Source organism: Plasticicumulans lactativorans (assembly GCF_004341245.1).
In the GTDB taxonomy this organism is placed as follows: domain Bacteria; phylum Pseudomonadota; class Gammaproteobacteria; order Competibacterales; family Competibacteraceae; genus Plasticicumulans_A; species Plasticicumulans_A lactativorans.
Genome location: NZ_SLWY01000007.1, coordinates 179,968 through 192,931 on the forward strand (window position 1 = coordinate 179,968; position 12,964 = coordinate 192,931).

The window sequence follows — 12,964 nt, forward strand, 5'->3', positions numbered from 1 at the left end:
GCGGCTCAGCCGCCGAGCGCGACGCCGAACAGCCGCCCCGCCACCCAGGTGACCCCCGCCGCGGCGAGGCCGATCAGCAGTTGGCGCAGCCCCGACCACGCCGCGTGGCGGCCGGTGAACAGCGTGATCGCCGCGCCGATCAGGAACAGCCCGGCGGCGCCGGCGGCGGCGCTGGCCTGCACCGCGCGCGCGCCGTCGAGCCAGGCGAAGGGCAGCACCGGCAGCGCCGCACCGACGACGAAGACGAGGAACGACGCCGTCGCCGCGGCCCACGGCGAGCCGCCGCGGTCGTCGGGGTCGATGCCGAGTTCCTCGCGCGCGAGCATCGCCAGCGCGGTGTCGGGGTCGGCCATCACGCGCTCGGCGATGGTGCGCGCCTCGTCGGCGGTGAAGCCCTTGCTGCGGTAGATCAGCTCCAGCTCGGCGCGCTCCTCCTGCGGCACCTGCTGGAGCTCCTCGGCCTCGGCGGCGAGCTGGCGCTCGTAGAGCTCGCGCGCGCTCTGCACCGAGATCCACTCCCCCATCGCCATCGAGCAGGCGCCGGCGAGCAGACCGGCGACGCCGGTGAGCAGGATGGTGCGCGAGTCCGCGTTGGCGCCGGCGACCCCCATCACCAGGCTCAGCGTCGACACCAGGCCGTCGTTGGCGCCGAGCACCGCGGCGCGCAGCGCATTGCCGCCGCCGGCGCCGTGACGGCCTTCGAGCCGCGCGTAGGCCGCGCCGCTCCAGCCCGGCCGCGGCCGGCGCGCGAGCTGGCCGAGCAGGCGCACGTGCGAGCGCTCCTGCGCCGGCATCACGGTGCCGGCGCTCTCCGGCTGGTGGTCGTAGCTGGTCTGGTCCATCGCCTCCAGCGAGCGCGCCGCCGGCAGCACCAGGTCGGCGCCGAAGCGGCGCGCCAGCGCGATCAGCACGCGCGTGCGCCAGCCCGGTCGCGGCTCACCGGCGCTCGCGCCGAGCCCGGCGAGCCGCCGGCGCCAGAACGCCGCGTGCGCCTCCTCGACCGCCGCCAGCTTGCGGTACAGCTCGGCCTGCGCGGCATCGTCGGCCGCCGTCGCCATCGCCCGGTACAGCGCGGCGCTGTCGATCTCGCCCTGCAGGTTCGCGCGGTAGCGCGCGGCGTCGGAATCGCGGGATGCCATCGTGCCCTCGCTCGCGCACCGCCGCCGGCGGGCGTCCTGATTCCCCTCTCCCTCGGGGAGAGGGGCCGGGGGTGAGGGTGTTCTGCGTCGGCCGTCGGGTGGCGCGCGCCATCGGGTGGGGTGACGGTGGGAAGCACCCTCACCCCTTCCCCTCTCCCAGCGGGAGAGGGGTTCAACGTACTCCGTCGGGGCAGGCGCGCGGAGACGCCCGATCGCTGCCGTCTCCTCCCCTCTCCCAATGGGAGAGAGGGGCTCAGGGCGGCGCTTACTTCACGCTCAGCCGCACGTCGAGGCTGTTGCGGGTGGCGTGGGAGTACGGGCAGACGATGTGGGCCTGGGCGACGACGGCCTCGGCGGTTTCGCGGTCGAGGCCGGGCAGGCTGACCGCCAGCGCGACGTCGAGGCCGAAGCCCGTGCCGTCGTCGCGCGGGCCGATGCCGACCGTCGCGGTGACGGTGCTGTCGTCGGCGATCTTCACCTTCTGCTGCGCGGCAACGAACTTGACCGCGCCGAGGAAGCAGGCCGAGTAGCCGGCGGCGAACAGTTGCTCGGGGTTGTTGCCGGCGCCGCCGGGGCCGCCCAGCTCCTTCGGCGTAACTAGCGTGACGGCGAAGGCGCCGTCGGCGGTGCGGGCGGAGCCGGTGCGGCCGCCGGTGGCGGTGGCTTCGGTGGTGTACAGGATGTTCATCGCGATGCTCCTCGAGGTCGGGTGGAGCCGCACGCGGCGGACTCCGGGACGAAAGGCAGGGTTGACGGGCTGCGCCGCCCGCCCGCAGGCGGTGACGGGCGAGGCGGCGCAGGGTGGACACGACGTCAGTGCCGCGCGGTGTCGGCGCGCAGGTCGAACACCAGCACCTCGGCGTCGCGGCCGGCGGCGACGTGCAGCTCCGACACGTCGCGCAGCTTGAGGCCGTCGCCGGCGTGCAGTTCGACACCGTTCACCTGCAGGCTGCCGCGGGCCAGATGAATGTAGGCGATCCGTCCTGCGGCGAGCGTCAATCTCGCCGTTTCGTCTCCCGCAAACAAGCCGGCGTAGACGGTCGCATCCTGGTGCAGGCGCAGCGACCCCTCGCGGCCATCGGCCGAGACGATGGGCTGCAGCCGCCCGCGCTTGCGCTCGGCGCCGAAGTGCGCCTGCTGGTACTGCGGGGCGATACCGCGCACCGCCGGGATGATCCAGATCTGCAGGAAGTGCACCGGCGCCTGCGCCGAGGGGTTGAACTCGCTGTGCGCGATGCCGCTGCCGGCGCTGATCATCTGCACGTCGCCGGGGCGGATCACCGAACCGTTGCCGAGCGTGTCGCGGTGCTCCAGCGCACCGTCGAGCACGTAGGAGAAGATCTCCATGTCGCGGTGCGGATGCAGGCCGAAGCCCTGCCCCGGGGCGACGCGGTCGTCGTTGATGACCCGCAGGTCGGAAAAGCCGCGCTCGCGCGGATCGTCGTAACCACCGAACGAGAAGGTGTGGCGGGAGCTGAGCCAGCCGTGCTCGGCCACGCCGCGGTCGGATGCCTTGCGCAATTCGATCATGTTCGTGCTCCGGTCGGGCGGGCGGCCGCTGCGTCGGCCGCCCGCGGGTGGGGGTTCAGGCCTTTGCGCCGACGGCATCGCCGCGGCGGCCGAGCCACGCGTCGAGGCTCAGCGCACCGCCGCCGAAGGCGGTGACCTGCAGCAGCCCGCCGGTGATCGCCAGGTTCTTCAGGAAGTGGATCACCTGCCCCTGGTCGGCGGGGTTGAAGTGGAAGGCGAACGCGGTGACCAGCGTGAACGCGGCCATCAGCGCGGCGACCGTGCGCGTGCGGTAGCCGAGCACCAGCGCCAGCGCGAGCCCGATCTCGACCGCCAGCGCGCCGAGGTAGGCGAGCAGCGGGAAGGGCAGGCCGGCGGCGGCGATGTAGGCCTGGGTGGCGGCCGGCGCGGCGAGCTTGCCGACGCCGCTGACCAGGAACAGGGCGCCGAGCAGCGCACGGCCGCTGGCCGGGACGATGGCGGTGAGCAGGGGGGACGGGGCGGTCGTGGTGTTCATGGGCAGGTCCTCGTGAGTCGCGTGATCGGGTTGCCGGTGCGGGCGGGCCGGTGCTGCCGGTGCCTTGCCGATGGGTGCACTCTACGCGGGTACATCCTTCGCATAAATCGGCCAGAATGCGTCACATCGTCCACCCGGGAGAGACAATGAGCGCACTCGAAGACATGCAGCTCTTCGTCGCCACCGTCGACGCCGGCAGCTTCACCGCGGCCGCCGAGCGCCTGGGGCTGTCGAAGCAGTTCGTCAGCCGCCGGCTGATGGCGCTCGAAGCGCGCCTGGGCGTGCGCCTCTTGATCCGCACCACGCGCCGGCTCAGCGTCACCGCGCTCGGCCACGAGTACCACGCGCGGGCGACGCAGATCCTCGAAGCCGTCAGCGAGGCCGAGCACGTCGTCGGCAGCGGCAGCAGCAGCCCGCGCGGCACGCTGCGGGTGTCCGCGCCGATGTCGTTCGGCACGCTGCACCTCGGCGGCGTGGTGCCGGACTTCCTCGCCCGCTGCCCGGAGGTGCGGCTGGAGCTGGACCTCAACGACCGCCTGGTCGACCTGGTCGGCGAGGGCTACGACATGGCGATCCGCATCGGCACGCTGCGCGACTCGGCGCTGGTCGCCCGGCGCATCGCCCCGGCGCCGCTGGTGAGCTGCTGCAGCCCCGACTACCTGCGCCGCCGTGGCGCGCCGGCGACCCCGGACGCGCTGCGCGCGCACGACTGCCTGCCCTACGGCCACGGCCGCAGCGTCGAGTGGGTCTATGCGCGCGACGGCGCGCCGTGGCCGGTCGCGGTCTCCGGCCGGCTGCGCGTGAACAACGGCGAACTCGCCCGCGACGCCGCGATCGCCGGCCTCGGCATCGCCCTGCTGCCGACCTTCATCGTCGGCCCGGCGCTGCGCGCCGGTGCGCTGGTGACGGTGCTCGACGCCTACGCGCCGCCGCCCGAGGCGGTGTGGGCGGTGTACCCGCAGCACCGCCAGGCGTTCCTGGCGATCCGCGTGTTCGTCGACTTCCTGCGCGAGGCGTTCGCGGACGGGGCGCGCTGGGCCTGAGCGCCGCGGGGCGCTCAGGCGGGGAAGTACTTGTCGACGTCGAGCGCCTTGATGTTCGACGGGTGGGCCTGCTGCTGGTAGTGCTCCACCGTGCGGTCGTCGTGGGCGGTGCAGTTGAGGTAGCGGCTGCGGCTCTTCAGACGCGGGATGGCCTTCTTGAACACGCCCTCGCACACCGCGCACTGGCGCTTGCAGCCGTACAGCGGCAGCGTGCCGGTGATGCTGTCGGGCACGTGCAGCAGCGCCGCCAGCAGCTTCTGCTCGGCGTGCTCGTTGACGCCGGTGTTGGCCCCCGCGTAGTTGCCGACGACGAAGACGATGCCCGCCACCGGCGGCTTGGTGCCGTCGCCGTCGGGCTCGACCAGCGTGTACTTGGGGTTGGCGACCGCCTTCGGGAAGACCGTGATCGGCGCCGGGTAGGCCACCGCCTGCGGCTCGCCCTTCTCGTTGCGCGAGGCCAGCTCGAACAGCGCCAGCTTGCCGGGCGAGTCCGGCTCCGCGTACTCGTAGGCGCCCTTGATCTTGATCCGCGCGAACACCCGGCCCTGGTAGGTCTCGACGTGCTGGACCAGTTGCTCCGGCGTCTTGATGCCGAGCTTGTTCAGCAGTTCCTGCTGCAGCAGGGAGTCCTGATCGTCGTTGTTGGCGATCCACAGCGCGTCGCGGACGAACAGGATCTGCGTCTCCTGTCCGTCGCCGGCCGTCGCCGCCAGCACCGGCGAGTCGGTGTCGGTCAGGTAGGTGAGCCGGCCACCGTCCTTCTTGATGCGGCCGCTGGCCAGGTTGAGGTACAGCGCGATCTGGTTCATCGAGTAGAGCATGCCGGCGCTCCGCTGGGGGTTTCGGGCGGGTGCGGAACGGCCTGCGCGCTGCGGCGGCAGCGGCCGGGCCGGACCCTCGGCGCCGCCTGCGGCGACGCTCCGCACAAGGTAGCCGACGGGTGACCACCAGGGGCCCGCAAACGGCAAGGCCGCGCCGGGTTGCCCCCCGGCGCGGCCTTGCGCTACCCCGCGGCCTGCGGCGGTGCCTAGCTCAGCACCACCATCAGGTCCTTGGCGTCGACCTGGCTGCCGACGGCGACGTGGACGTCCTTGACGGTGCCGGCGCGCTCGGCGCGGATCACGGTCTCCATCTTCATCGCCTCGATCGACAGCAGCGCATCGCCGCGCTCGACCTTGAGCCCCGGGCGCACCGCGACGCTGACCACCAGCCCGGGCATCGGCGCGGCGACATGGTGAGGGTTGCCGTCCTCGGCCTTGAGATGGACCTTGAGCTTCGACTCCATCCCCTTCTGCACCACGCGCACGGTGCGCTGCTGGCCGTTCAGTTCGAAGAACACCTTGCGGCAGCCCTCGTCGTCGGGCTCGCTGACGGCGAGGTAGCGGATCACCAGGGTCTTGCCCTGGTCGATGTCGACGGCGATCTCGCTGCCGCGCTCCATGCCGTAGAAGAACACCGGCGTCGGCAGCACGCTGAGGTTGCCGTACTGGCTGCGACCCTTGGCGTAGTCGGTGAACACCTTCGGGTACATCAGGTAGGAGGCGAGGTCGGTCTCGGCGATCTCGCGGCCGCTCTTGGCCGTGGCCTCGGCGCGCACGGCCTCGAGGTCGGCCGGCGGCAGATCGGCGCCGGGGCGCACGCTGAGCGGGCTGCCGCCCTGCAGCACCTTCTTCGACAGCTCCGGCGGGAAGCCGCCCGGCGGCTGGCCGAGGTCGCCGTGGAAGAGCTGCACCACCGACTCGGGGAAGGCGATCTCGCGCTCGGGGTCGGTGACGTCGGCGGGCTTCAGGCCCTGCGTGACCATCATCAGCGCCATGTCGCCGACCACCTTGGAGGTGGGCGTGACCTTGACGATGTCGCCGAACAGCTCGTTGACCTGGGCGTAGGCTTCGGCGACCTCGGGCCAGCGGTGGTCGATGCCGAGCGAGCGCGCCTGCTCGCGCAGGTTGGTGTACTGGCCGCCGGGCATGGCGTGGCGGTAGACGTCGCTGGTGCCGGCGCGGATGTCGCTCTCGAAGCCGGTGTAGAAGCGCCGCACGCCCTCCCAGTAGTGCGAGATCGCGCGCAGCGCGCCGCGGTCGATGCCGGGGTCGCGCTCGGTGTCGGCGATCGCGGCGACGATCGAGCCGAGGTTGGGCTGCGAGGTCAGCCCGCTCATCGCGTCCATCGCGCCGTCGACGGCGTCGCAGCCGGCCTCGACTGCGGCGAGCACGCTGGCCGCGGCGATGCCCGAGGTGTCGTGGGTGTGGAAGTGCAGCGGCAGGCCGACCTCCTCGCGCAGCGTCGTCACCAGCCTGCGGATCGCCGCCGGGCGGGCGACGCCGGCCATGTCCTTGATCGCCAGCGTGTGCGCGCCGGCGGCCTCGAGCGCCTTGGCCATCTTCACGTAGTAGGCGAGGTCGTACTTGTTCGGCCCCGGCGTGAGCATGTCGCCGGTGTAGCAGATGGTCGCCTCGCAGAGCTTGCCGTTCTCGCACACGGCGTCCATCGCCACGCGCATGTTCTCGACCCAGTTCAGCGAGTCGAACACGCGGAACACGTCCATGCCGGCCTCGGCCGCGGTCTTCACGAAGTGGCGCACGACGTTGTCGGGGTAGCTGGTGTAGCCGACCGCGTTGGCGCCGCGCAGCAGCATCTGGAACAGGATGTTGGGGATCTTCGCGCGCAGCACGCCGAGGCGCTCCCACGGGTCCTCGCGCAGGAAGCGCATGGCGACGTCGAAGGTCGCCCCGCCCCAGCATTCGAGCGAGAACAGCTCCGGCAGCAGCGCCGCGTAGTGCGGGGCGATCGCCCACATGTCGGCCGAGCGCATGCGCGTGGCGAGCAGCGACTGGTGGGCGTCGCGCATCGTGGTGTCGGTGAGCAGCACGCGCTGCTCGGCGCGCATCCACTGCGCGAAGGCCGCCGGGCCGAGTTCGAGCAGGCGGTCGCGGCTGCCCGGGCGCGGCGCGCCGGCGAGCGCCGACGGCAGCGGCGCCGGCTGGCGGCTCTCGGCGGCGGCGCGGCCCTCGACCTCGGGGTTGCCGTTGACGGTGACCTCGCCGATGAAGCGCAGCAGCCGCGTCGCGCGGTCGCGGCGGCGGGCGAAGTGGAACAGCTCCGGGGTCTCGTCGATGAAGCGGGTGATGTAGCTGCCGTCGCGGAACTGCGGGTGGTTGATGACGTTTTCGAGGAAGGCGAGGTTGGTCGACAGCCCGCGGATGCGGAACTCGCGCAGCGCGCGGTCCATGCGCCGGATCGCCTCGTCGGGGCTCGCGCCCGAGGCGGTGACCTTGACCAGCAGCGAGTCGTAGTACGGCGTGATCACCGCGCCCGAGTACGCGGTGCCGCCGTCGAGGCGGATGCCGAAGCCGGCGGCGCTGCGGTAGGCGGTGATGCGCCCGTAGTCGGGGGTGAAGCCGTTCTCCGGGTCCTCGGTGGTCACGCGCGCCTGCAGCGCGTGGCCGTTCAGGCGGATGTCGGCCTGCGCCGGCACGCCGCTCTCCGGGGTACCGATCGCCGCGCCCTCGCAGACGCGGATCTGCGCCTTGATCAGGTCGATGCCGGTGACCTGCTCGGTGACGGTGTGCTCGACCTGGATGCGCGGGTTGACCTCGATGAAGTAGAACCGGCCGGTGTCGGCGTCCATCAGGAACTCGACGGTGCCGGCGGCCGAGTAGCCCACGGCGCGGGCCAGGCGCAGCGCCGACTCACACAGCTCGGCGCGGGTGGCGGCATCGAGGTAGGGCGCCGGCGCGCGCTCGACCACCTTCTGGTTGCGCCGCTGCACCGTGCAGTCGCGCTCGAACAGGTGCACGACGTTGCCGTGGCGGTCGCCCAGCACCTGCACCTCGACGTGGCGCGCGCGGCGCACCAGCTTTTCGAGGTAGACCTCGTCGTTGCCGAAGGCGGCCTTGGCCTCGCGCCGCGCCACCTCGATGTTGCCCGCCAGGTCGGCCTCGGACTCGATCACGCGCATGCCGCGCCCGCCGCCCCCCCAGCTCGCCTTGAGCATGAACGGGTAGCCGATCGCCGCGGCCATCTTTTTGACCTCGTCGAGGTCGTCGGGCAGCGGGCCGGTCGCCGGCATCACCGGCACGCCGGCGCTCACCGCCATGTTGCGCGCGGCGACCTTGTTGCCGAGCGTGCGCATCACGTCGGGCGACGGGCCGATGAAGGTGATGCCCTCGCGCGCGCAGGCCTCGGCGAAGTCGGGATTCTCCGAGAGGAAGCCGTAGCCGGGGTGGATGGCGTCGGCATGGGCTTCCTTCGCCACCCGCAGGATGTCGGCGATGTCGAGGTAGGCCGCGATCGGCTTCTGCCCCTGGCCGACGCGGTAGCTCTCGTCGGCCTTGAAGCGGTGCAGCGCGAAGCGGTCCTCCTCGGAGTAGATCGCGATGGTGGTGATGCCGAGTTCCGCCGCCGCGCGCATCGCACGGATGGCGATCTCGCTGCGATTGGCGACCAGCATGCGGCGGATCTTGCGGCCCGTGCGTTCGCTCATGGGTTCTCCTGCGGTAGCGCTGTCTATCGATTGATCAGATAAATGTTTTCTGTGCCGATCATTGCCGAAAATAACGAAATCCTGCCGACCGGACAACGCGAACGGCCGGGCCCGCCGGCACCGGTCGGTTCTTGATGCAGAATCGATGCCGCCAGCCCGCTGCCCGAGGAACCTACCCATGCCGATCCGTCCCTTCGCCGGCCACGCCCCGCAAATCGCCGCCAGTGCCTACGTCGACGCCACCGCGGTGGTGATCGGCGCGGTCGAGATCGGTGCAGACGCCTCGATCTGGCCGTTGTGCGTGGTGCGCGGCGACGTGCAGTCGATCCACATTGGTGCACGCAGCAACGTCCAGGACGGCACCGTGATCCACGTGACCCACGACAGCCGCTTCTGCCCCGGCGGGCTGCCGACGCGCATCGGCCACGACGTCACCATCGGCCACCAGGCGATGCTGCACGCCTGCACCATCGGCGACTTCTGCCTGATCGGCATGGGGGCGATCGTGATGGACGGCGCCGTGCTCGACCGCCACGTGATGCTCGGCGCCGGCAGCGTGGTCGGCCCCGGCAAGCACCTCGAGGGCGGCTACCTGTACGTCGGCAGCCCGGCGCAGCGGATGCGCCCGCTGAGCGAGCGCGAGCGCGAGTTCCTCGCCTACTCCGCCGAGAACTACGTGCGGCTGAAGGAGCAGCACCGCGCCGGCTGAACGGCGCGGCGGAATAGGGCGCACGCCCCGGTGTAGAGATCGACGAGAGGCGGCCCGAACCGCCCGTGATCTCCCGCCTCGCACCGGGCCACGGCGCGCCGCAGCACGCCCCCCTATCCCCCGGCCCCGTCGGGGCCTTGCGCTCACCAGGAGTCTCGCCATGCACTCGTCGCTACCCGTTCGTCGTCACCGCCTGTTCGTCCTCACCGGCCTGATCGGCGCCGCGCTGCTCGCCGCGCCGCTCGCGCTGAAGCTCGATCCGCTGCATCTCGACTACGGCAGCGCACTCGCCAAGGAGGGCGGCGGCAAGGGGGGTGGAGGCGGCGGCGGTGGTTCGGGCGGTGGCGGCGGCAAGGGCAGCGGCGGCAGCGGCAAGAGCGGTGGCGAAGGCGGCAGCGGCCGGGGCGGCGACGGCAGCAGTGGCAGGAGCGGAGACGGTGGCGAAGGCGCCGGCGGGCATGGCCGCAGCGGCGGCGAACACGTCGGCGAAGCGCGCGGCCGCGACGCCGAAGGCGAAGCCCCGCGCGGCGCCGACAGCCCCCGCGACCTCGCCGAGGCGCGCGGCCGCATTGCCGAGGGCGAAGCCCCGCGTGGCGCCGACGACGCCCACGACCTCGCCGAAGCGCGCGGCCGCGTTGCCGAGGGCGAGGCCCTGCGCGACGCGACGCAACCCCAGGCACTGATCCCCCGCACCGGCGTTGGCGGCCCCGTCGGCCACGCCCCCGCCCCAATCGAAAGCCCCCGTCGGTAACGCCGGCGGGGGCTTTCGGGGTGCGCTCCGTGGTGGCGGGTGGAGCGCCGGCCGCCGTGATGAGGTGGCCGCGCCTACAGTTCGAGCTGCCGGTACACCTCGTGCGCCGCGCCCTCCAGCGCCTCGCGACCGATGTCGCCGACCAGCGCGTAGTTGAGCACGCCGTCGGCCCAGTAGAAGGCATCGAGGCCGTCGCGGCTGGTGAAGCGGAACGCCGTCTCGCGCACGTCGTCGCAGCGCGTGACGTACAGCGTGAGCCGGTGCCCGGTCGCGTCCTGGTACATGAACTGCGCGGCGGGCTGGCCGCTGCCGTCGGGCAGCAGGCGGCCGCCGAGCAACTGGAAGCCGAGCACCTCGAGCGCCGGCGGGCGGATCGGGTGACCCATGCGCTTCGACAGCCACGCCGCCAGGTGCGCGCCCTGCGCGGCCTCGACCTCCACCGGGTGGCGCACCTCGGGCACGTAGACCACGTGTGCCGCCAGCGCCTCGTGGGCGACTTCGAGCTCGCTCACGCCACCGATGCCGTCGGGGCCGATCCAGGTGTGCCCGCTCCAGCCGGCCACGCCGCCGAGCAGCAGCCAGCCGGCCGCCGCCGCGGCACGCGCCCAGCCGGCGGCGCGGCGGCGCGGCGGCGCGGCGGTGGCCGCGGCGCGCAGGCGCGCGGGCACGGGCTCGGCGAGCACGTCGTCGTAAAGCACGTGCAGGCCGTGGTCGATCTCGGCGTAGGCGCGCAGGCGCGCGGCAGCCTCGGGCTGCTCGGCGAGCCAGGCATCCACCTCCAGGCGCCGCGCCGGCGGCAGTTCGCCGTCGAGCCAGGCGTGCAGATCGGCCTCGGAAACCGGCCGGCGGTTCATTTCACCCTCCTCAGGCGCGGCCCTTCGACCCCGCCCAGCAGCCCGCGCAGGCGCTCGCGCGCCCGCGACAGCCGCGACATCACGGTGCCGATCGGCACCCCGAGCACCTCGGCGGCCTCCTGGTAGCTGAGCTGCTCCAGCCCCACCAGCAACAGCACCGCGCGCTGCTCCTCGGGCAGGCGGTGCAGCGCCCGCTCGAGCTCGCCGAGCTCGATCTGCACGTCGTGCGCGGGGGCGACCGCCTCGCCGAGCGCGTCGGGGTCGAGGTCGACGCCCGGCGGCGTGCGGCTGAAGGCGCGCGCGGCGTTCGCATGCAGGTTGTGCAGGATGCTGAACAGCCACGGGCGCAGCGCGCTGCCGGCACGGAACAGGTGCAGCCGCGACCAGGCGCGTTCGAGGCAGTCCTGCACCAGATCGTCGGCGCGCGCGGCATCGCCGGTCAGTGCGCGCGCGTAGCGGCGCAGGCGCGGGATCTCGGCCACCAGCGCAGCGCCGAATTCGCGGCTCATCGCCGCCCCCCACCGCCATCCGCGCCTCGTCGAAGTCTGTCGTCCATCGGCCCCTCCCGCCGCCCGGCTCGCGCCACGCGCGTCGCCGTTCGTCTACACAAGGGGGCGCGACTTATTCCCGTCGCGCCGGTGCCGGACCCGTGCCTGAACCAAAACGCGCGCGGGCAGGTCGAAAAAGTCCTGTGAAGTGGCGTCATGCCACGTAACTGAAGGAGAAGCATCATGGCACTGAAGACGCTGACGAAGGCCGTCCTGATCGCCGCGCTGAGCAGCGCCGCCGCCCCCGTGCTGGCGGTGACCGAGACCGTGATCACCGTCACGCCGCTGCCCGGCGGCGGCGAGCAGACCAGCGTGACCAAGCAGGAACGCGCACCCGAGGCACCGGACCTGAGCTTCGAGTGGGCCGACCGCAACCACAACGGCCGCATCGAGCGCCCGGAAGCGAAGGACATGGGCATCCTCACCGGCACCTTCAACCGCCACGCCGGCGCCAAGGGCTACCTGACGCGCGAGGAATACGAACAGGCGATCCAGGAGTGAGCGCCGGCGCCCGCCCGGCAACGGGCGGGCGCACCCTGCCGTTTCAGCCCGCGCGCAGCGCCGCCAGCACCGGCGCGGTCGCGGGCTCCACCCCCCGCCACAGCCGGAACGACCCCGCGGCCTGCTCGACCAGCATGCCGAGCCCGTCCACCGCGTGCGCCGCGCCGTGCGCGTGCGCCCAGCGCACGAAGGCCGTGGGGCGGTCGCCGTACACCATGTCGTAGCACCAGGCGCCGTCGGCGAGCAGGTCGTCGGGCAGCGGCGGCACCTCGTCGGTGAGGCCGGCGGCGGTGGCGTTGATCACCAGGTCGAAGCGCTTGCCGTCGAGGATGTCGAGGCCACCGCCGTAGACGCGGCCGAGGTCACCGAACATCAGCGCCAGCTCGGCCGCGGTCGCCGCGGTGCGGTTGGCGATCGTCAGGCTCGCCGGCGCCGCCGCCAGCAGCGGCTGCAGCACGCCGCGCACCGCCCCGCCGGCGCCGAGCACCAGCACCCGCCGCTCGGCGATGCTGCAGCCGAGGTTGCGCTCGAGGTCGTTGACCAGGCCGAGCCCGTCGGTGTTGTCGCCGAGCACGTCGTCGGTGCCGAACACCAGCGTGTTGACCGCGCCGGCGCGCTCGGCGCGTGCGCTCAGACGGTCGGCGTAGACCCAGGCGTCCTGCTTGAACGGCACGGTGATGTTGAGGCCGCGCCCGCCGGCGGCGCGGAAGGCGTCGGCGGCGGCGGCGAAGCCGCCGGGCTCGACGAGGATCGCCTCGTAGACCAGGTCCTGCCCGGTCTGCGCGGCGAACAGCGCGTGGATCCGCGGGGACTTGCTGTGGGCGATCGGGTTGCCCATCACGGCGTAACGGTCGGTCATGGCGCGGGCTCGCGGCTATGCGGAAAGGTGCGCGATCTTCCTGCCGCGGGC

At 72.8% G+C, this 12,964-nt stretch carries 13 protein-coding genes; 4 read left to right on the forward strand and 9 right to left on the reverse strand.

Annotation, left to right across the window (positions count from 1 at the left end; all coding sequences use genetic code 11):
* Nucleotides 1-5: 5 nt before the first annotated feature.
* The 4 genes from EV699_RS07670 to EV699_RS07685 all read right to left on the reverse strand — a co-directional run bounded on the left by EV699_RS07670 (nucleotide 6) and on the right by EV699_RS07685 (nucleotide 3,165).
* On the reverse strand, nucleotides 6-1,139 hold the full coding sequence (locus tag EV699_RS07670) for a VIT1/CCC1 transporter family protein (RefSeq protein WP_132541008.1): 1,134 nt from the start codon (nucleotides 1,137-1,139) through the stop codon (nucleotides 6-8).
* Nucleotides 1,140-1,404: 265 nt separating this feature from the next.
* Nucleotides 1,405-1,827 carry an organic hydroperoxide resistance protein gene (locus EV699_RS07675; protein ID WP_132541011.1) on the reverse strand — a complete coding sequence of 141 codons (423 nt, stop codon included), beginning with the start codon at nucleotides 1,825-1,827 and terminating at the stop codon, nucleotides 1,405-1,407.
* A 125-nt stretch (nucleotides 1,828-1,952) separates the two neighbouring features.
* Nucleotides 1,953-2,669 (reverse strand): pirin family protein, encoded by a 717-nt coding sequence (locus EV699_RS07680; RefSeq protein ID WP_132541014.1) that lies wholly within the window; start codon nucleotides 2,667-2,669, stop codon nucleotides 1,953-1,955.
* 55 nt (nucleotides 2,670-2,724) lie between these two features.
* A complete protein-coding gene (locus tag EV699_RS07685; protein WP_132541017.1) occupies nucleotides 2,725-3,165 on the reverse strand; it encodes a DoxX family protein in 441 nt (146 codons plus the stop codon).
* 146 nt (nucleotides 3,166-3,311) lie between these two features.
* Between EV699_RS07685 and EV699_RS07690 the strand changes: the two genes are divergently transcribed.
* Entirely contained in the window at nucleotides 3,312-4,208 is an 897-nt protein-coding gene (locus EV699_RS07690; protein WP_132541020.1) for a LysR family transcriptional regulator, read from the forward strand.
* 14 nt (nucleotides 4,209-4,222) lie between these two features.
* Here EV699_RS07690 and EV699_RS07695 read toward each other — a convergent pair whose 3' ends face one another.
* Nucleotides 4,223-5,029, reverse strand: coding sequence for a hypothetical protein (locus EV699_RS07695; protein WP_132541023.1), 807 nt, complete (start codon nucleotides 5,027-5,029; stop codon nucleotides 4,223-4,225).
* A gap of 206 nt (nucleotides 5,030-5,235) precedes the next feature.
* A complete protein-coding gene (locus EV699_RS07700) occupies nucleotides 5,236-8,691 on the reverse strand; it encodes a pyruvate carboxylase (protein WP_132541026.1) in 3,456 nt (1,151 codons plus the stop codon).
* Between the two features lie 178 nt (nucleotides 8,692-8,869).
* Here EV699_RS07700 and EV699_RS07705 point away from each other — a divergent pair, with 178 nt between their 5' ends.
* Together EV699_RS07705 and EV699_RS07710 are read left to right on the forward strand one after the other, a co-directional pair.
* On the forward strand, nucleotides 8,870-9,400 hold the full coding sequence (locus EV699_RS07705; protein ID WP_132541029.1) for a gamma carbonic anhydrase family protein: 531 nt from the start codon (nucleotides 8,870-8,872) through the stop codon (nucleotides 9,398-9,400).
* A gap of 160 nt (nucleotides 9,401-9,560) precedes the next feature.
* Complete coding sequence (locus EV699_RS07710) at nucleotides 9,561-10,151, forward strand: hypothetical protein (RefSeq protein WP_132541032.1); 591 nt, start codon at nucleotides 9,561-9,563, stop codon at nucleotides 10,149-10,151.
* A gap of 74 nt (nucleotides 10,152-10,225) precedes the next feature.
* On the opposite strand, the gene EV699_RS07715 is transcribed toward EV699_RS07710, so the two are convergent.
* Both EV699_RS07715 and EV699_RS07720 read right to left on the reverse strand, forming a co-directional pair.
* Nucleotides 10,226-11,005: an anti-sigma factor family protein gene (locus EV699_RS07715; RefSeq protein ID WP_132541035.1), complete on the reverse strand. Its 780-nt coding sequence runs from the start codon at nucleotides 11,003-11,005 to the stop codon at nucleotides 10,226-10,228.
* Complete coding sequence (locus EV699_RS07720) at nucleotides 11,002-11,514, reverse strand: sigma-70 family RNA polymerase sigma factor (RefSeq protein WP_132541038.1); 513 nt, start codon at nucleotides 11,512-11,514, stop codon at nucleotides 11,002-11,004. The genes EV699_RS07715 and EV699_RS07720 overlap by 4 nt, the downstream gene beginning before the upstream one ends.
* A gap of 222 nt (nucleotides 11,515-11,736) precedes the next feature.
* On the opposite strand from EV699_RS07720, the gene EV699_RS07725 reads away from it, so the two are divergent.
* A complete protein-coding gene (locus tag EV699_RS07725) occupies nucleotides 11,737-12,054 on the forward strand; it encodes a hypothetical protein (protein WP_132541041.1) in 318 nt (105 codons plus the stop codon).
* Between the two features lie 43 nt (nucleotides 12,055-12,097).
* On the opposite strand, the gene aroE is transcribed toward EV699_RS07725, so the two are convergent.
* Nucleotides 12,098-12,913, reverse strand: coding sequence for a shikimate dehydrogenase (gene aroE, locus EV699_RS07730; RefSeq protein WP_132541044.1), 816 nt, complete (start codon nucleotides 12,911-12,913; stop codon nucleotides 12,098-12,100).
* Nucleotides 12,914-12,964 lie beyond the last annotated feature (51 nt).

Bases quoted from the DNA above. Each gene is read 5' to 3' on its own strand.
- EV699_RS07675 (WP_132541011.1), bottom strand. From the start codon at position 1,827: ATGAACATCCTGTACACCACCGAAGCCACCGCCACCGGCGGCCGCACC.
- EV699_RS07710 (WP_132541032.1), top strand. From the start codon at position 9,561: ATGCACTCGTCGCTACCCGTTCGTCGTCACCGCCTGTTCGTCCTCACC.
- EV699_RS07725 (WP_132541041.1), top strand. From the start codon at position 11,737: ATGGCACTGAAGACGCTGACGAAGGCCGTCCTGATCGCCGCGCTGAGC.
- EV699_RS07680 (WP_132541014.1), bottom strand. From the start codon at position 2,669: ATGATCGAATTGCGCAAGGCATCCGACCGCGGCGTGGCCGAGCACGGC.
- EV699_RS07705 (WP_132541029.1), top strand. From the start codon at position 8,870: ATGCCGATCCGTCCCTTCGCCGGCCACGCCCCGCAAATCGCCGCCAGT.
- aroE (WP_132541044.1), bottom strand. From the start codon at position 12,913: ATGACCGACCGTTACGCCGTGATGGGCAACCCGATCGCCCACAGCAAG.
- EV699_RS07685 (WP_132541017.1), bottom strand. From the start codon at position 3,165: ATGAACACCACGACCGCCCCGTCCCCCCTGCTCACCGCCATCGTCCCG.
- EV699_RS07715 (WP_132541035.1), bottom strand. From the start codon at position 11,005: ATGAACCGCCGGCCGGTTTCCGAGGCCGATCTGCACGCCTGGCTCGAC.
- EV699_RS07720 (WP_132541038.1), bottom strand. From the start codon at position 11,514: ATGAGCCGCGAATTCGGCGCTGCGCTGGTGGCCGAGATCCCGCGCCTG.
- EV699_RS07690 (WP_132541020.1), top strand. From the start codon at position 3,312: ATGAGCGCACTCGAAGACATGCAGCTCTTCGTCGCCACCGTCGACGCC.
- EV699_RS07670 (WP_132541008.1), bottom strand. From the start codon at position 1,139: ATGGCATCCCGCGATTCCGACGCCGCGCGCTACCGCGCGAACCTGCAG.
- EV699_RS07700 (WP_132541026.1), bottom strand. From the start codon at position 8,691: ATGAGCGAACGCACGGGCCGCAAGATCCGCCGCATGCTGGTCGCCAAT.
- EV699_RS07695 (WP_132541023.1), bottom strand. From the start codon at position 5,029: ATGCTCTACTCGATGAACCAGATCGCGCTGTACCTCAACCTGGCCAGC.